The following is a 19228-nucleotide window of genomic DNA, read 5'->3' as shown; positions in this document are numbered from 1 at the left end:
CGCAAGCCTGCTGGATGCCGGGGTGATCAAAAATATTTTGAGCCAGGTGGGGGTCGAAATCACCGAAAAAACAGCATTGGCGGGCATTTTTCTATCTTTACGACAGATTTGACGGACCCAGCCTTTTGCAAATTCCACAAATCCCTTACCTTTGCAGTCCTTATTTTTAGAGAAAGCATATGGCAAATCATAAGTCAGCAGAAAAAAGAATCCGCGCCAACGAAGTAAAGCGTGTAAGAAACCGCTATCAGCATAAGACTACCCGTACTTTCATCAAGAAATTGAGAACCTCCACCGTGAAAACGGAAGCAGAGGCGCTTTTGAAAGAAGTTTCTTCGATGATTGATAAATTGGCAAAGAAAAACGTGATTCATTGGAAAAAAGCTGCCAATCAGAAGTCGAAACTGACCAAATTCGTTAACAAGCTCGCGTAACAAAGGAGTCAATCCTTGACGATACATACTGGTAAGCCCTGTCCAACAGGGCTTATTTTTTTGTGGTTTTTTTGACTCAAATCGAGCGGGAGAATGTATCTTGGTCTGCCGGTTAGCTGCTATGAAGACAAGAGAGCAAAAGATCACCATCAAAGATTGGGCGCCCGAAGACCAACCCCGCGAGAAACTCCTCAAGAAAGGAAGACCTGCCCTGAGCGACGCAGAATTGATCGCCATTCTGTTGTGCACCGGCACCACCACACTCAACGCTATGGACGTGGCCAAGGAGTTGCTCAAAAGCGTCAATAACAACCTTCACGATTTTGGCGGGCTCACCGTCAAAGACTTCACAAAGATTGCCGGCATCGGCGAAGCAAAGGCGCTCACCCTGATGGCCGCCCTCGAGCTCGGACGCCGCCGTGTCGATTTTATCCCCGATGAAAAGCCAACGATCGCCAGTTCCCAGGCGGCCTATGACCTGCTTCAGGGCGAACTTTCCGATGCTGCCCACGAACAATTTTGGGTCATCCTTTTGAACCGTGCCAACCGGGTAATAAAAAAATGCCTGGTGAGTCAAGGGGGTGTGTCCGGTACAGTGGCCGATCCGAAGATCATCTTCAAGGCCGCGCTCGACGAGCTGGCGTGCAGCGTGATCCTCGCCCACAACCATCCGTCGGGAAACCGGGAGCCCAGCATGGCAGACCGCGACCTAACCCAAAGACTAAAAGCCGCCGGTAAACTGCTGGACATACAAGTTCTGGATCATATCATCGTGGCGGGCCGGAAATATTTTAGCTTTGCAGATGAAGGACTGATGTGAGGAGACCCCACCGTCCGGAGCCGCAGGATGAAATTGAAGCACTATATTTTTATCGGCGCCCTGCTGATCATCATACCATTTTTGATCGCCCAGGTGGCCAAAGAGAAAGCTGCTGCCGAGCAGCCTGCCCAGAAGGCCACTGCCCAGCCCAAGCCCATCAATCCCTTCCTGGCAGAAGTGCTTCAGGACTATGACGATCAGCTGAAGGTGCTCGCCGAAGCTTCGGGCACTCCCGGTGCTGCCATTGCTGTGGTACAGGATTCCACGATCGTTTTCTTGAAAGGCATGGGCCGCCGCAGTGCCGACGCTTCACAGCTCGTGGACGTGAACACGTTGTTTCGCATCGCCTCCGTGTCCAAATGTTTTGCCTCATTCCTCACCGGCATCCTGGTGCAAGACAGTGTGCTGCATTGGAACGACCGCATCGTGGATCGCTTGCCGCATTTCGCCCTGAACTCGCCGGAAGAAACCCAGAAGCTCACCATCCGTCATGTGTTGTCGCATACCACGGGGTTGCCCTATCACACCTACACCAACATGGTCGAGGAAGGTAAGCCGCTGGATTCGATGTTGTCGTGGCTCAAAAGAATTCCCCTGTCGTCGCCGGTGGGAGAAACGTATAGCTATCAGAACGTAGCGTATAGCCTGATCGGGAGGGTGATCGAATCGGCCACCGGAAAGAGTTATGAAGATGAGATGCGCCAGCGGGTGTTCGGTCCCCTGCACATGCTCACGGCCTCTATCGACTATGCCGGCATACAGCAAAACACCAACGTCGCCAAGCCGCACAAACGCCGTGGCAATCAATGGGTGCCTGCCGCGATCACGTCCACCTATTATAACGTAGCCCCTGCCGGAGGAGTGAACGCCAGCATCAGCGATATGGCGCAGTGGATGATCGCCTTGTTGGGCAACCGGCCCGACGTGATCTCGCCGGCAACCTTGAAACAACTTTATACCCCGGAAGTAAAAGCCCGTTCGAAGAACCGTAACTATGGCCGGATGCACCGGCTGAGCGATTCGTTTTATGGTTTGGGCTGGCGTGTGATCTATTATCCCGACGATACGCTGCTCTACCATGGCGGTTATGTCAACGGCTACCGCAGTGAAGTGGCGGTGAATCCCAAAGACCACCTGGCCGTGTGCATCCTGGCCAACGCTCCGGGCGACCTGGCCGACAATGGTATTCCCCTATTCTTTAACTTGCTGCAGCCCAAGCGAGATTCGGTCCGCGCCTGGGAGGAGAAAGAACGAAAACTCCGCCGGCAAATCCTGGTTCCATGAAAACAAAAAACATACTGTTACTCCTTGTCGTTGCCGTGGTGTTGGCAAGCGTGTTGTACTCGTTCATGGGAAGCCATGACTCGTCTGCGTATGTAGATGAAATAAGAAAAGAACGGGAAGAAAAAGACCGCTTCATGCGCACGTCGCCCGAATCACCCTTTGTTACCGACGGGAAGGCCTTTGAAGGCTTGAAGTATTTCCCGGTAGATCCAAAATATAAGATCACCGCCGACATCACCCCCATTCAAAGTAAAAAGATGGTGGTGCTCGCCACCAGCGACGCCAACGAGCAGCGCTATATCGAATATGCCTATGCCGACTTCGACCTCGACGGTTTCCATAACCGGCTGTTGATCCTGGAAGTGACCGACATGGGCCCCTTCCGCGGGAAGCTTTTCCTGGCGTTTGGGGATGAGACCAGTGCTTCCGAAACGTATGGCGCGGGGCGCTATCTGGATGTGAATAAGACACCGGGGAGCAATACCATTACGCTTGATTTTAACAAGGCCTACAACCCGTACTGCGCATACATCGAAAAATATTCATGCCCCTTTCCTCCGGCAGAAAACCTGTTGAAGGTTGCCTTGCGGGCGGGGGAGAAGACCTACCATTGAGAGTCATTTTGAGCCGTCTCACCTCTCGCTAAAGCTTCGGCGAACAAAGAAAGGCTCCAAGACGCAAAGATGTCGCAGGGGCGGCTTGTGTTGTTTGCGGATTGGGTCTTTTCGGTTCAGTTCTTTTACGGAAACTATTTTTACTTCCTTTCAAAGGGCTTATTTTTACACCCTTTACAGTATAGCAAATGACCATTTCTTACAATTGGCTGAAGGAGTATATCGACATCCCTGAAACCGCCGATGCCATTGGCAAGGTGCTGACCAACACGGGGCTGGAGGTAGAGAGCGTGGAGGTGCATGAAACCGTGAAGGGTGGACTGCAGGGGCTCGTCATTGGCCAGGTGCTCACCTGTGCCAAGCATCCCAATGCCGACAAACTTTCGGTGACCACGGTAGACGTTGGTGGCGGCAGGATCTTGCCCATTGTTTGTGGAGCTCCCAACGTGGCTGCTGGCCAAAAAGTGGTAGTAGCCCTCCCGGGAACGACCGTACACCCAACGAAGGGGGAACCCTTCACGATCAAGCTGGCAAAGATCCGCGGTGAACAGTCGGAAGGAATGATCTGTGCAGAGGACGAGATCGGGCTGGGCGAAAGCCATGCCGGTATCATTGTGTTGAACACGGATGTTCCCAACGGAACGCCCGCCGCTTCTTTCTATAACATTTCTTCAGACTACATTATAGAGATCGGGTTAACACCCAATCGCGCGGATGCGGCATCGCACATCGGTGTGGCCCGCGACATCAAAGCCTCGCTGAGCCGCGAGATCCGCTGGCCGTCGGTAGACAGCTTTGCCGCAGACGATTCGAGTCTCGTCATTCCGATTGAAGTGGAGAATACCGCGGCTTGCCCGCGCTATTCGGGGGTGACGCTTTCCGGTGTAATGGTAAAAGAATCACCCGAATGGTTAAAGAACCGCCTGCTCGCCATCGGGCTCACGCCTATTAACAACGTGGTGGATATCACCAACTTTGTTTGCCATGAAATGGGGCAGCCGCTGCATGCTTTTGATGCGGACCAGATCGCGGGAGGCAAAGTGATCGTGAAGACCTTGCCCGCCGGCACCAAATTCGTGACGCTCGACAACAAAGAGCGCACGCTGCTGGACACCGACCTCATGATCTGCAATGGCAAGCAAGAAGGCATGTGCATTGCGGGTGTGTTTGGCGGGGCAAAGTCGGGCATCACGGGACAATCGAAAAATATTTTCCTGGAAAGTGCGTGTTTCTCGCCGGTGTATGTTCGCAAAACATCACAACATCACCAGTTGAAGACCGATGCATCGTTCCGCTTTGAGCGGGGCACCGATCCGAACATCACCGTCTATGCGTTGAAGCGTGCGGCGTTGTTGATCAAGGAACTTGGCGGCGGAAAGATCTCATCGCCGGTGGCCGATGTTTATCCGGCACCCATTCAAAACCGGAGCATTGAAGTAAAAGACAAAAATGTTAATCGGTTGATCGGTAAGGTCATTCCACGAAACGAAGTTCACGGCATTCTCTCCAGGCTCGATATTCGTGTCATGGATGTAAAGGACGATCGATACATGGTTTCGGTTCCTCCGTATCGCGTGGACGTGACACAGGAAGCGGATGTGGTGGAGGAAATCCTGCGCATCTACGGCTTCAACAATATCGAACTGTCCGACATCGCGCGCACCGACTTCCTGGCAGAATTTCCCGTAAAGGATATCGACAAGTACAAGCGGAACCTGGGCGAGTTGCTGACCGGCAATGGCTTCAACGAGATTTGGACCAACTCGCTGACCAACTATGCCTACCAGCAAAAGCACAACCTGAAGTTTAAGGGTGAAGCCATCGAGATCTTGAATAAGCTGAGCGAAGAGCAAGGCATCTTGCGGCAAACGCTGCTGTTTACGGGATTGGAAGTTTGTGCCTATAACATCAACCGCCGGCAGAAAGACCTGAAGGTGTACGAGTTCGGCAAGATCTATTACAAAGAGGGCGGTGCCTACAAGGAGGAGGAGCGTCTGGCGTTGTATATGACCGGCAACGTGGAGACGGAGAACTGGCGGCATAAGACACAACCCACCACATACTACGACCTGGCGCAACACGTACTGCACATCGTGCTAAAATCGGGACTGCCCAACCTAAAGCAGGAATCTATTACTGATCCGGTACTGGAATACGGTGTGAGGTTGTTGCGCGGAAATGTGGAAATCGGCAAGCTTGGAAAAGTAAAAGCTGCGTTGCTGAAAGATTTTGGCATGAAGCAAGATTTATTTTATGCTGAGCTTTATACGTCCTTGCTTTTCCAATCGGCAAACCCTAAGTTAGTAATTCAGGAAGTGACGAAATTTCCCGAAGTAAGAAGAGACTTGTCGTTGGTGATCGACAAGCAGGTTAGCTTCGATGAGATACGCAACCTGGTCATGGCTACGGAGAAGCGGTTGATTAAAAACATTATTGCGTTCGATGTGTATGAAGGAGAGAACATCCCGCAAGGAAAGAAAGCGTATGCCCTGGGCTTCACCCTGCTGAATGAGCAGAAGACCCTGACAGACGAAGAGATAGACCAGACCATGGCAGCGCTGATGACGGCCTTCGAGGAGCAATTAGGGGCCGTGATCCGGAAATAAGGCAACCCTTGGCTTGGGTTGGAACGTAATGACTATAGGATGGCAGCAGGGTGGGATAGGAGGCCCGGCGTGCAGAACGGAAGGAAGGGAAGACGGGTTCTCGGATTTTATCGGGGCTGCGACAGATAAATTGGTTTTAACGGCCGACGCGTAGGCGAAGGCAAAAAAAATTCGCATGGATCAGGAACTCTTAAAAACCAACCTCAACGGGTTGGAGCGCAAAATCTTGGTGCTCGTCAACGAACACAAGAACCTAAAGGAAGAGCTGAAAAGCCTGAAAAAAGAGAACCAGGATCTGAAGGGAGCCATTCGCGCCCGCGATGAGCAGCTTGCAGGCTTTCATAATCAAGCGAAAATCACTAAAATTGTGGATAGTTTAAACCCGGAAGACGGAAGTGTTTCGGAGTTGAAGAAGAAAGTGGACGAATACATTCGAGAGATCGACAAGTGTATCGCCCATTTAAGCAGATAAAAGGAACCCTGTAAGCATATTTCATGGACGACCTCTCAATAAAAATCAAGATAGCAGACCGCGAATACCCAATGAAGGTGAAGCTAACGGATGAAGAGCGCGTTCGACTGGCCAGCAAGATCATCAATGAAAAATTAAAGACTTACCGGGAGCAATTTGGGATAGATGATAAACAAGATCTGTTGGCCATGGTGGCCTTCGACTGCCTGGTAGACAAGATGGCGGCCGAGGAAACCTACCAGGTGATCGACCAAACGGTGTTTGAGAAAGTTAGCCAAATCAACCACCTCGTCTCCCAATCCATTCTCTGATTTCTTCGCACTCCCTTTCTCTTTCCTGAGCCAAGGCGGCAATCCGGGGTTAGTGTATATATAACCCATATCTATTTTATGTCACCGACCGTCATAGTTATCGTGGTCAGCGCGATCGCAACGATCCTGCTGAGTCTGTTGATCGGGTCTCTCCTCTATAAAAGAAAACTTCAAAAGAACGAGGAGAACGCCGAGGCCAAAGCCAAGCTCATCATCAAGGAAGCCGAAATCGCCGCAGAAAACCTGAAAAAGGACCGCATCCTGGAAGCCAAAGAAAAGCTTCTGAAAATGAAGACCGAATTCGAGGAAGAAGCCAACAAGAAGAAGAGCCTTATCATTAGCAACGAGCAAAAGATCAAACAACGCGAGGCCACCCTCAGCAAAGAGATCGAGAACCTCAAACGCAAAGAAGGCGAATTAGACGACATTCGCCTCGACCTGTCGGCCCAACTGGAACACACCAAAAAACGCAAGGAAGAGCTCGACAAATTCAATCAGCAAAAGATCCAGGTGCTGGAAAACATCAGCAAGCTCACCGCTGACGAGGCCCGCGAGCAGCTGATCGCCAGCCTGAAAGACGAGGCCCAGACCCGCGCCTCCAGCTATGTGAAAGACATCATGGAACAAGCCAAGCTGTCGGCCACCAAGGAAGCCAAGAAGATCGTGATCGAAACCATCCAGCGCACCGCCACCGAGCATGCCATCGAGAACTGCGTGTCGATCTTCAACATCGAAAGCGACGACATCAAAGGAAAAGTGATCGGTCGCGAAGGACGCAACATCCGCGCCCTGGAGGCCGCCACCGGCGTGGAAATCATCGTGGACGACACTCCCGAAGCGATCATCATTTCGGGCTTCGATCCCGTGCGTCGCGAGATCGCCCGGTTGTCGCTGCACCGGTTGGTTCAGGATGGACGCATCCACCCCGCGCGCATCGAAGAGATCGTGGCCAAGACCACCAAAAATATTGAAGACGAGATCGTGGAGATCGGTGAACGCACCGTCATCGACCTGGGCATTCACGGGTTGCATCCCGAACTGGTGAAGATGGTGGGCCGCATGCGCTTCCGCTCGTCGTATGGACAAAATTTGTTGCAGCACTCGCGCGAAGTGGCCAACCTGTGTGCCATCATGGCGAGCGAATTAGGGTTGAACGTAAAGCAAGCCAAGCGCGCCGGTCTGTTACACGACATCGGCAAGGTGTGGCCCGAAGAGTTGGAGAAACCTCACGCTATTGTGGGTATGGAACTGGCACAGAAATACAAAGAGCACCCCGCCATTTGCAACGCCATCGGTGCCCACCACGACGAAATTGAGATGACCAACATCATCTCGCCCATCGTGCAATCGTGCGACGCCATCAGCGGTGCGCGCCCCGGTGCCCGTCGCGAGGTGATGGAGCAATACATCAAGCGTCTCAAAGAACTGGAACAATTGGGTCTGAGCTTCGACGGTGTAGACAAGTGCTACGCGATCCAGGCGGGCCGTGAGCTCCGCGTGATCGTGGATGCCGAGAAGGCCACCGACGAACGGGCAGGTCAACTCAGCTTCGACATCTCGCAAAAGATCGAACGCGACATGCAATATCCCGGCCAGGTGAAAGTGACCGTGATCCGCGAAATGCGCAGCGTAGCCTACGCGAAGTAATACACAACCTGCCCTGCGAAAAGGCAATGAAAAACGTTCGGTCCCTCACGGGGCCGGACGTTTTTGTTTTACGGTAACGCCTGGAGCCCCTCCTTTGACCGCCCGGCCCAACCTCATAATTCTTTTCGGTTTCGTCTCGTAAATCGTGGCGTTCGTCGCAGCCCTAACGCCCGCTCGTGTATTCAAACGATTGTATAATTTACTTTAACGGTATGGTACTTTTCGGTATTAAAAGTATTTTTAGAAACCTGTTACCTACGCTCTACTGGAAAATGACCCGTCTCCTATGCCTAGCAGGCTTCGGCCTGTCTCTCTTCTGCAGCATACACTGCGCGGCACAGCTTAAGGCTGACACCGCTTTTGTTGCCCTGGCCGACACACGTGCCAAGCAAGTTTACGCACACTACATACAAGGACAAGCGCGCCTCTTCAATGGCGTAGAATACACGGAATATGCTTCGCGAAACGACGAGTTTCCCTTTTTCTTTTCCGACGATTGGCTCATGGGCGACGTGCTCTACGACGGCGAGTTGTATGAGAATGTTCCCCTGGAATACGACATCCGCGTCGACCAGGTGGTCACCGAACACATGTTCAATGGTGCGAAGATCCAACTGATCACCGACAAGGTGGATCACTTCTCGGTTTCCGGCCACACCTTTGTGCACCTCTATGGCACAAAGACCAACGGTATCGCCACCGGGTTTTATGACCGATTGTATGACGGCCCCACCAAGGTATATGTGAAGCGCGAAAAAGATCTCCAGGAATCCATAGAGTCGCAAGTGATCGTCGCGCGCTTCGAAGAAAAGAACCACCTCTATATTGTAAAAGACGGTGTGTTCTACCCGGTAAAGAAAAAGGGATCGGTGCTGGACGTGTTGAAGGACCGGAAATCGGAGGTAAAATCTTTTCTCAACAAAAGTAAAATTCGCTTCAAGAAAGATCGTGAGAAGGCCGTGGTGCGGGCGGCAGAGTTCTATGACGCGCCTAAAAACTGAGCATGAAGACACTTTACAAGTTTATTATTTGTGGGATAGCCATGCTGACCCTGATTCAGGTTGTCAACGGTCAACAGCGGGGCCTCATCACAGTAGAGCTGAGCGGTGCGCCGTTCAAACAACTCGTTGACGCGATCGAAACGCAGACGGATTATCACTTCTATTATAATCCACGGACTACGGATAGCCTGAAGATCACCCTGTCGGTCCAAAATCAAAACGTGAACGCCGTGTTGGGACAGGCGCTGGCCGGCACGCAACTGCACTTCGCCGTGGATGCTCAAAGGAACATCTTTGTCACGGAAGGCCGCGACATTATGAGCGACTTGCCGGTAGACTTTTTCGATACCGGTGTTGCGCCATCGCAGCAGACCCTGGCTTCGGGATTTGACTACACGGCTTACGAAAAACGGGAAAAGGAGAAGAAACTGGTGGAGAGCAAGCTCTACGCCATTGGCCCCAAGACCAGCAACCTGCAGGGCAATGCCACCATGGCCGGCCACGTGCGCGATGTAACGAATGGCGAGCCGCTCGTAGGAGCCACAGTGTATATAGAGAAACCGTTGATCGGTGTGATCACCGATCAGTTTGGATACTACGCCATCACCTTGCCCAAAGGACGCCACGAACTGAAGATCAAAAGCATCAGTATGAAAAGCACCGTGCGCCAGATCATGCTCTATGCCGATGGCAAGCTGGAGATCGAACTGGATCCGGATGTTACCCCACTGAAAGAAGTGGTGGTGGAATCCGACAAGGACGTGCGTGTGATGGGCATGCAGATGGGGATGGAGAAGCTCGACATCAAGACGATGAAAAATATGCCGTTGGCCCTGGGTGAGACCGACATCATGAAGGTGGTGCTGGCCCTGCCGGGTGTGCAGAGCGTGGGCGAAGGCACGGTGGGACTGAACGTGCGCGGTGGCGCGGCCAATCAAAACCTGATCCTGTTCAACGATGCCGTGGTCTACAACCCGTCGCACCTTTTTGGATTTTTCTCCACCTTCAATCCAGATGTACTCAAAAATGTGGAGCTCTACAAAAGCGGCATCACCGCCGAATACGGCGGACGATTGTCGTCGGTGTTGGACGTTACTTCGCGGGAGGGTAACCTGAAGAAATTTCAAGGCTCCGGCGGCATCAGCCCCATCACCGGGCGGCTAACACTCGAGGGGCCCCTGATCAAAGAAAAAACCTCGTTCCTGATCGGCGCCCGCTCAACCTATTCCGACTGGATCTTGCGTCAATTGAAAAACGAACGTTTAAAGAACAGCCAGGCGTCGTTCTATGATGTGAACCTCAACGTCAGCCACAAGATCAACGACCGGAACAACCTTTACCTTTCGGGCTACATGAGCCACGACAAGTTCAAGTTGAATACCGACACCTCCTATGCCTACAGCGACCGCAACGCGTCGATCAAGTGGAAGCATATTTTTAATAACAGACTCTATGCCGTGGCCACGGGAGGGATCAGCAAATACAGCTACACCATGAGCAGCGACCTGAACCCGGTGGAGGCGTTCGATATGAATTTCTCCATCCAACAGATCAATGGCAAAGTGGACTTCAGCTATTTTCTCAACGCCAAGCACACCATAAATGCGGGCGTGAGCGTGGTCCGTTATGCGTTGCAGCCGGGTCACATTGCACCGAAAGGCGAGGAGTCGACGCAGAAAACCATGGCCCTGCAACACGAGCAAGGCCAGGAAAACGCGGTGTATATCGGCGACAATTTCGAAGTATCTCCCAGGCTCTCCATCTATGGAGGGGTTCGCTATTCGTTCTATGAATACCTGGGGCCGCGCAATGTATACCAATACGCCAACGGTGTGCCGCGTACGGAGACCTCGATCACGGACAGCCTGTATTATGGCAGTGGCAAATCCATCGCTTCCTACGGCGGGGCAGAGCCGCGGTTTTCGATCCGCTACAGCTTGTCTCAAAATGCGTCGGTGAAGTTTAGCTATAACCGGATGCGGCAATACATTCAAATGCTATCCAACACCACGGCCATGACGCCCACCGACATTTGGAAGCTCAGCGATGCCTATATCAAACCACAAGTGGGCGACCAGGTGTCGGTCGGGTTCTATAAGAACACCCGCAAGCATTCGTTGGAGATTTCGTTGGAAGCCTATTACAAGACCACGCAGAATGCACTCGACTTTAAAGGCGGCGCCGTGTTGTTGTTGAACAAGCACATCGAAACGGATGTGGTCGATTCGCGCGGCAAGGCCTATGGGGTAGAGTTTATGTTGAAGCGCGCCGCCGGCAAGTTGAACGGCTGGTTGAGCTACACCTATTCCCGCTCGTTCCTGCAAACGGTGAGCCCCTATGCCTCGGAGGTTGTCAACAAGGGCAGTTATTATCCCAGCAACTACGACAAGCCGCATGCGGTGAACTTTGTGGGGAACTACAAATTCAGCCGCCGCTTCAATTTTTCGCTCAACATGACCTACAGCACGGGCCGGCCCATCACCTTGCCGCTGGCCAAGTATGAGTTGGGCGGCAATTACCGGCTTTACTACTCCGACCGAAACCAATACCGCATCCCCGACTATTTCCGCACCGACATCTCCATCAACATCGAAGGCAACCACAAGATCAAAAAGCTGGCCCACAGTTCGTGGACGTTTGCCGTGTATAACCTGACGGGACGGGCGAATGCTTACTCGGTGTTCTTCCGTTCGGAGAATGGCCAGGTGAAAGGATACAAGCTTTCCGTGTTCGCTCAGCCGATACCCACCGTGACGTATAACTTCAAATTCTAAAATGCACCCCGGCAAACCATATGGCCTCTTCTACTACACCTGCATGACAATGATCATGTCGGGATGCCTGGAGCCCTATGCGCCGCCGGATGGCAGCACGTCTGTTGATATTTTGGTGGTGGAGGGATTTCTCGATCAGGGACACTCCTCGGCATCGGTGCATTTGACGCGCGCCGTGGCGCTGGCCTCCACGGAAACGCCCAGTCCGGAAGAGCATGCTAAAGTGACCATCGAAGAAAGCGACGGCCCCACGATCACGTTGACAGCCGACACCATCGCCGGCTCCTACATCGCAAACGATCTGACCATCAATCCCAATAAAACTTATCGCCTGCACATCACGACCCAACGAGGCAGTGAATACCTGTCGGACTATGAAAATGTCTATCGAACACCCGACATCGATAGCGTCACCTGGCACGGCACGGCCGCAGGCACCACGGTATACGCCAGCACGCATGACGACACAGGGAACGCCCGCTACTACCTATGGGACTATGCTGAGACGTATGAATACCGGTCGGCATACGCGCCTGGATATCAAATCCGAAACAAAGAGGTCGCGCAATTGCACGAAGATGAATATGTGAATCGTTGCTGGGCCACAAAGCCGGCGACGTCTATTCTTTTGCATTCGACCAAAAATCTGAGCGTCGATGCCATGCTCGACTATCCGCTGGTGTTTATGCCGGTACGCTCCATTAAACTTTCGATCCGTTACAGCATCCTCGTGAAGTTAAAGGCGGTGTCGGAAAAGAATTATGCTTTTTGGCAACAGTTGAAAAACACCACTGAAAATATCGGCGGTCTTTTTGATCCCATGCCGTCGCAGGTGGTAGGCAATGTGCACAACGTACGCGATGCCAAAGAGCCCGTGTTGGGATATTTCGCGGTGGGAGAGTTGAAGGAAAAACGGATCTTCATCAAGCACGACGAATTGCCGGACGAAATACAACTCGTGACCCCCAAGCCACCGGGTTGTGAGATCGATACGCTGCTGCTCGAGATAGTAGAAGCGCTTCCCGACAAGAGTTTTCTAATCTATCCAGTGGGAGGCAATGGCCCGGGAACCGCGGGAGGCTACACCACGGCCTCGCCCATTTGCATGGATTGTCGCGTGCAGGGCGGCGTGACGAAACGACCGGACTTCTGGGATTGAGTATGAAACAGACTGAAGAAAGAAGAATGATACGAGAAAAAATAATGATACGCCACACCGGTCCCAGGATGGAGAAACTTTTGCCACGGACTATTGAAGCAGATCGGTTTGAACTTTAAAGTATGACCTTTACAAAAAAACATAGCTTACTCTACGCGCTGGCTGCCTTTTTGTTTTCCAGCTGCCTTGATCCCTATTCACCGCCGGCCACGACCGACAATGTCGACCTCCTGGTGGTAGATGGTTTTCTGAGCGTGACATCTTCCTCCGTGTCGGTGCGACTCTCGCATGCGGTGGCGCTGGACGACAGCAGTGTTCCTCCCGCCGAGCAAAATGCCAACGTCAGACTTGAAGAAAGCGACGGCGGTTCTGTAACACTATCCGGTGACACCGATGGCAACTATACCGCTACAGGATTGACCATTGATGCATCAAAAAAATATCGTGTACACATCCAGACCCATAGTGGTAAAGAATATTTCTCCGACTACGTCGATGTGCTCAAAACGCCCGACATCGATAGCGTGACCTGGCGGCCGAGCGACAAGGATGTCACGCTGTATGCAAATACCCATGACGACACGGGAAAATCAAAATACTATCTCTGGAATTATGTTGAGACCTACGAATATTCCGCACCCTATCCCGCCGGCTATGAAATGAGAAACGGAGAGCCCACCTACATACCCAGTGAAGAACGGGTGGACATCTGCTGGAAAACGAATCCGTCGACGACCATCCTGGTGACGTCTTCGGAACGTCTTTCTGTCGACCTCATCCGTGATTTCCCGTTGGTCGTTATACCCGCCGGCAGCAGCAAAATTTCCAGACGCTACAGTCTGCTGGTGACCCAACGCACGATCTCCAAAGAGGCCTACACGTTTTGGGCCCAACTTCAAAAAACAACGGAAAGCCTGGGTGGGCTGTTCGACCCCATGCCCTCGGAGGTGGTGGGTAATGTTCACAGCGCCACCAATGCCAACGAGGCCGTATTGGGCTTCTTTAGCGCAGGAGAAGAAAAGCAACAAAGGATCTTCATCAAAAACCGCGATCTCCCCGACAATATCCGGAGGATGCCGCTTCCTTTTTGTCCCTTGGATTCCATTGAGATGTCGGTAGTCAAAACCCTTTCAGACCACACTTTTCTTGTCTATCCCTATGGCGTTCCGGTCACCCTCGGCTATGTATCGTCGACGATTGATTGTATGGATTGTCGGGTCAAGGGCGGTGTAACGCAGAAGCCTGATTTTTGGTAACAAAGAAATGCAGCAACTTTAATGAATGTAAAAAAGATCATCTCGTTTTTCCACACACGCCTCGCCCTGGCAGCGACGATGGCCTTGCTGGCATCGATGGCTTCGGCGCAACAGGCAGGCCTGGATTCGCTCCAACGGAAATTCGACCGCTATCGCATCAATCACCTGCAGGAAAAACTATATGCCCACCTGGACCAATCGCTCTACCTGACCGGCGAGACGATGTGGTTCAAACTCTACCTCGTCGAGGGTGCGCGGCACACGCCTTCGGACATTAGTAAAGTGGCTTATCTCGAAGTGATCGACAAAGACAAGCAGGCCGTGGTGCAGACCAAGGTGGCCTTGCAGCACGGTGTGGGAAATGGATCAGTGTTTTTGCCCGCATCGATCACCTCGGGAAATTATGTGGTGCGTGTATACACCCATTGGATGAAAAACTTTGCACCCGAATTTTATTTTCACACACCCATCACCATCGTCAATACCTTCCGCAAGCTGGACCTCGATAAACCCACAGCCGCTGCGCACGACATTCAGTTTTTTCCGGAAGGTGGCAACCTGGTGAATGGCGTTCCAGGCAAGGTGGCTTTCCGCATCACCGATAAAACCGGTAAAGGAATGATGGGCAAAGGCGCCGTGTTGAATCAGCAGAACGATACGGTCGCACGTTTTGAGCCTCATAAATTTGGCATTGGGAATTTTTCCTTCACACCCCTTCCGGGGATGGAATACCGCGCAGTGATCACCGACGATCAGGGGAGAAAGAACACCGCAAAGCTTCCCGCAGCCTTGGAAGCCGGCTATGCGTTGCAGGTGAAGGACAGCACCAACGACCTGTTGTCGATAAAAATAATCCAGAAGGGTGTTGCGTCATCGGCACCGGTGGTGTATTTGTTTGTCCACGCTCGCAACGTTGTGTCCACGGCATCGCTTAATTTTCTGCAACACGGCCAGGCCACCATCGCCCTCGCCAAGAAGAGTCTGCTGCCGGGCATTTCGCACATTACGCTGATCGATAGCGATCTCCACCCGCAATGCGAGCGTTTATATTTTACGCAACCCGATAAAAAACTCACACTAGGCGCAGAAATAAGTCAAGCCCAATTTGGCATCCGGCGCAAAGTCTCCGTCGACCTCACGGCACAAAATGCGCAACATCAACCGGTAACGTCGAATCTCTCGGTGGCCGTATATAAAACGGACTCGTTGCAAGGGCCACTCCAACAAGACATTTACCCCTTCCTCTGGCTTTCTTCCGATCTGAAAGGAACTGTGGAATCGCCGGAATACTACATGGAAGGCACCGATGCACTCGCGGCCGACAATTTAATGCTCACCCATGGCTGGCGGCGGTTCAATTGGAATGAGGTATTGGGCACAGCGCCGGCGCTCACGTTCGTTCCCGAGTATCGGGGGCACCTCATCACGGGCCATGTATTTGATCCGGCGGGGGGCATCGCGCGCGGTGTCACTACTTTCTTATCGTCACCCAGCCGAAAGATTCAGCTCTACACATCGGTGAGCAACAACAAGGGCGAGGTGTATTATGAAGTGAGGGATTTTATCGGCCCCAAAAAGATCATCGTTCAAACCAATACGGAAAAAGACAGCACGAGTGTTGGTCGCATGACCATTGATAATCCCTTCTCGGATAAATTTGCGCCGCTCAAATTCGCGCCGTTCACTTTTTCGTCTGCACTGGAGAAACGATTGCTCTCCCGCAACATGAGCATGCAGGTCCAGGATATATTCTACCAGGACCGTGCGCCTATCGCTAATGCCGTGAAAGACAGTTCCAATTTCTATGGCAAACCCGACGCCTCCTACCTCCTCGACGACTACACCCGTTTCACCGTGATGGAGGAGGTGATGCGCGAATATGTGCCCGGCGTGTTGGTGCGCAAGCGCAGGGATGGTTTTCATTTTATGAACCTCAACGATGCCCACAAAAGCGTATTCACCGAAGACCCGATGGTGTTGCTCGACGGCGTGCCGGTGTTCAACATCGACAAGATCATGGAATTCGATCCATTAAAAGTGAAAAAACTCGACGTCTTCACACACCGCTACTACCTGGGTAACGTCTCCATGACCGGGCTCGTGAGCTACACCACCTACACCGGCGACCTGGCCGGTTTTGTGCTGGATCCGCGCAGCCTTGTAGTCAACTATGAAGGACTGCAACTTCAACGCGAATTCTATTCACCACCCTACGACACACCAAAACAACGCGAAAGCCGCTGGCCCGACCAACGCAACGTGCTGTTCTGGGCGCCACAGGTAGTGACCAAAGATGGCAAGCAGCATCTTGAGTTTTATACGTCCGATGTGGCCGGCGACTATAACATCGTGATCCGTGGCATGACCGCAGATGGACTTTCCGGGTCGGCGGTATATCCATTCCAGGTGAAACAATTTGATCATTGATGCAAGGTGTGTGAGTGTTCTCCTGTAGATGACCTCAATAAGAAAACATAATCTGATCTTGCTGTTGCCCGCGCTTATTTTTTTCGGGTGCCTGGATCCTTATTCGCCGCCGGACGTGAAGCGTAATGTCGACATCCTGGTGGTCGATGGTTTTCTAAGCTACACCTCTTCTTCTATTGCCGTCCGCCTTTCACACGCGATAGCCCTGGACAGCGCAGGCATCCCACCACCGGAACGGAATGCTACAGTAGCCCTGGAGGAGCAGGACGGAGCGTCGTTGATCCTGAATGACACGCAAGACGGCTACTATACCGCGACCGGATTGAACGTGAATGCAGCCAAGCCATACCGCCTCCACATCAAGACGTCTGGCGGAAAGGAATATTTTTCCGACTACGTTGCCGTGATCAAAACACCCGACATCGACAGTGTGGCTTGGCGTGCCGGCGATCAGGACCTGACCGTCTATGTGAATGCCCACGATGCCACAGGTCAAACCAGATACTACTACTGGGACTATATTGAAACCTACGAACATCACGCGCCGGTTCCGGCGGGCTATATCATGAAGGGACACGAACCCCGGCCGTTAATGCCCGACGAGCAGCTGGAACAATGCTGGACGACACAGCCTTCGACCAGTATTTTTGTAACGTCATCCGAAAATCTTTCCACCGATGCCATTCGCAATTTTCCATTGATCGTTCTTCCTGCGGGTAGCATACAACTTTCCGTTCGCTACAGCGTACTGGTGCGGCAGCGCGCGATTTCCAAAGAGGCGTATGTCTTTTGGACGCAGCTTCGAAAAACAACGGAGAGCCTGGGCGGGCTTTTTGATCCCCTGCCGTCGCAAGTAGTGGGCAACGTTCATAGCACGAGCGATTCGGAGGAACCCGTTCTGGGTTTCTTCAGTGCGGGGGAAGAGAAGCAGGAGCGGATCTTCATCCGCCACGCTGAGCTGCCCGACGCTATTCGCATATATCCCCATTACTTTTGTCCCCCGGATTCCATTCGCATGTCGATTGTCAGAACATTATCCGACAACACACTTCTCGTGTATCCCTATGGGATGGGTTTACCGGAGGGTTATGTATCCACGACCGCGATCTGCATGGACTGTCGCGAGTCGGGCGGTGTGACGCAAAAGCCTGATTTTTGGTAGGCTAAGCTTGGTGCGCGCACGATTCGGCGAGCGCCCGTCCTAAAACATTTCCCCGTAAATAGATTTCACTCCAAGCCTTTGCGGGAAAATCATACCTTAGCAGTAACTGAAATATCAAAACATCAACTTCGTGCTGCGCCATCGAATCGCTGTAAAAATAACTTTCTTTGTCAACGGATTTATCCTGGCCAATTGGGTGGCGCGGCTGCCGCGCATACAGGAACTTTATGGGGCCGACAATGGCGACATTGGTTTGGTGTTGTTCTCCTTGTCTATCGGAGCCGTTGCGGCCATGCCGTTTGCCGGGTGGGTGATTATCAAAAACGGTAGCCGCAGCATCTCGTTGCTCACGGCGATCCTTTATTCCGCCGTTGTACCGTTGATCCCCCTCATGCCAAATTTTGCCGCGCTGGTGGCACTCTACTTTTGCATCGGCGTGATCACGGGCATGTACGACGTGGCCATAAACGCGCAGGCCGTGATGGTGGAGCGGGAATACAAACGCCCCATCATGACATCTTTCCATGCCTTCTTCAGCCTGGGCATGATGTTGGGCGCATGGTCAGCTGCGTTGTTTACCGACATCAGGGTCGACCTGGAATCACATTTCCTGATCGTGGCCGGCGTTTCGCTCGCGGCGGTCGCCTGGGCCAGCAGAAATCTGATACACGATAAGCCCGACCCCGGCGCACATACCGATGGACCCTTGTTCCGGCTTCCCAATGCATCCCTGATCAGCGTGGGCGTCATCGCATTTTGTTGTATGATGGGAGAGGGGGCCATGTCGGAATGGACCGTGAACTTTATGGAGAACATCGCGCGTTCCACCAAGGCGCTGGCACCGATCGCCCTTTCGGCATTTGCCACGGCCATGACCTTGGGACGATTCTTTGGAGACGGGGCACGGGCAACCTTTGGCGATCGAACGATGATCATCCTCGGCGGCATACTCGCCTTCGCCGGTCTTTCACTGGCACTGGTGATTCCCTTGCCCTATGTTTCCATTGCCGGATTTTTTCTTGTAGGCCTGGGCCTTTCCACCATCGTGCCCATCGCCTACAGCATCGCCGGCAACACACGCGAGCTTCCCTCGAGCGTGGCGCTGGCGATGGTCACCACGGTGGGGTACTCCGGATTTCTCATTGGCCCACCCGTGATCGGCTTCATCGCCGACGCCCACACCCTGCGCGTGGCCCTGACGGTGGTGGCTGCACTTTTTATCGTGATGACAGTTTTGGGAATTCGATACAAATCAAAATAA

General features: G+C 52.6%; 15 protein-coding genes. All 15 read left to right on the top strand.

Features of this window, described 5'->3' with window-relative positions; all coding sequences use genetic code 11:
- Nucleotides 1-179 precede the first annotated feature (179 nt).
- The gene (gene rpsT, locus D4L85_RS04030; protein WP_119753107.1) at nucleotides 180-434 is read left to right on the top strand and encodes a 30S ribosomal protein S20; all 255 of its coding nucleotides are present in this window, start codon (nucleotides 180-182) and stop codon (nucleotides 432-434) included.
- A gap of 121 nt (nucleotides 435-555) precedes the next feature.
- Nucleotides 556-1254: a RadC family protein gene (gene radC / locus D4L85_RS04025; protein WP_119753106.1), complete on the top strand. Its 699-nt coding sequence runs from the start codon at nucleotides 556-558 to the stop codon at nucleotides 1252-1254.
- A gap of 27 nt (nucleotides 1255-1281) precedes the next feature.
- On the top strand, nucleotides 1282-2538 hold the full coding sequence (locus D4L85_RS04020; protein ID WP_119753105.1) for a serine hydrolase domain-containing protein: 1257 nt from the start codon (nucleotides 1282-1284) through the stop codon (nucleotides 2536-2538).
- The gene (locus tag D4L85_RS04015; RefSeq protein ID WP_119753104.1) at nucleotides 2535-3152 is read left to right on the top strand and encodes a DUF1684 domain-containing protein; all 618 of its coding nucleotides are present in this window, start codon (nucleotides 2535-2537) and stop codon (nucleotides 3150-3152) included. The genes D4L85_RS04020 and D4L85_RS04015 overlap by 4 nt, the downstream gene beginning before the upstream one ends.
- A 188-nt stretch (nucleotides 3153-3340) precedes the next feature.
- Nucleotides 3341-5758 (top strand): phenylalanine--tRNA ligase subunit beta, encoded by a 2418-nt coding sequence (pheT, locus tag D4L85_RS04010; RefSeq protein WP_119753103.1) that lies wholly within the window; start codon nucleotides 3341-3343, stop codon nucleotides 5756-5758.
- A 175-nt stretch (nucleotides 5759-5933) separates the two neighbouring features.
- A complete protein-coding gene (locus D4L85_RS04005; protein WP_073142505.1) occupies nucleotides 5934-6230 on the top strand; it encodes a hypothetical protein in 297 nt (98 codons plus the stop codon).
- A gap of 23 nt (nucleotides 6231-6253) precedes the next feature.
- Nucleotides 6254-6541: a cell division protein ZapA gene (locus tag D4L85_RS04000; RefSeq protein WP_073142311.1), complete on the top strand. Its 288-nt coding sequence runs from the start codon at nucleotides 6254-6256 to the stop codon at nucleotides 6539-6541.
- 78 nt (nucleotides 6542-6619) lie between these two features.
- On the top strand, nucleotides 6620-8188 hold the full coding sequence (rny, locus tag D4L85_RS03995; RefSeq protein ID WP_119753102.1) for a ribonuclease Y: 1569 nt from the start codon (nucleotides 6620-6622) through the stop codon (nucleotides 8186-8188).
- A 272-nt stretch (nucleotides 8189-8460) separates the two neighbouring features.
- Nucleotides 8461-9189, top strand: coding sequence for a hypothetical protein (locus D4L85_RS03990; RefSeq protein ID WP_119753101.1), 729 nt, complete (start codon nucleotides 8461-8463; stop codon nucleotides 9187-9189).
- Nucleotides 9190-9191: 2 nt separating this feature from the next.
- Nucleotides 9192-11963, top strand: a complete 2772-nt coding sequence (locus D4L85_RS03985; RefSeq protein ID WP_119753100.1) for a TonB-dependent receptor — start codon at nucleotides 9192-9194, stop codon at nucleotides 11961-11963.
- Between the two features lies 1 nt (nucleotide 11964).
- Nucleotides 11965-13122 (top strand): DUF4249 domain-containing protein, encoded by a 1158-nt coding sequence (locus tag D4L85_RS03980; RefSeq protein ID WP_119753099.1) that lies wholly within the window; start codon nucleotides 11965-11967, stop codon nucleotides 13120-13122.
- 122 nt (nucleotides 13123-13244) lie between these two features.
- Nucleotides 13245-14378: a DUF4249 domain-containing protein gene (locus tag D4L85_RS03975; protein WP_119753098.1), complete on the top strand. Its 1134-nt coding sequence runs from the start codon at nucleotides 13245-13247 to the stop codon at nucleotides 14376-14378.
- Between the two features lie 21 nt (nucleotides 14379-14399).
- Nucleotides 14400-16805: a hypothetical protein gene (locus D4L85_RS03970; RefSeq protein WP_119753097.1), complete on the top strand. Its 2406-nt coding sequence runs from the start codon at nucleotides 14400-14402 to the stop codon at nucleotides 16803-16805.
- Between the two features lie 28 nt (nucleotides 16806-16833).
- Complete coding sequence (locus tag D4L85_RS03965) at nucleotides 16834-17967, top strand: DUF4249 domain-containing protein (protein ID WP_119753096.1); 1134 nt, start codon at nucleotides 16834-16836, stop codon at nucleotides 17965-17967.
- 130 nt (nucleotides 17968-18097) lie between these two features.
- On the top strand, nucleotides 18098-19228 hold the full coding sequence (locus D4L85_RS03960) for an MFS transporter (RefSeq protein WP_160143529.1): 1131 nt from the start codon (nucleotides 18098-18100) through the stop codon (nucleotides 19226-19228).

Origin of the sequence: Chryseolinea soli (genome assembly GCF_003589925.1) — a bacterium.
GTDB lineage: Bacteria > Bacteroidota > Bacteroidia > Cytophagales > Cyclobacteriaceae > Chryseolinea > Chryseolinea soli.
The sequence above is the reverse complement of the archived record's forward strand: the minus strand, read 5'-3'. Positions and strand labels throughout refer to the sequence as shown.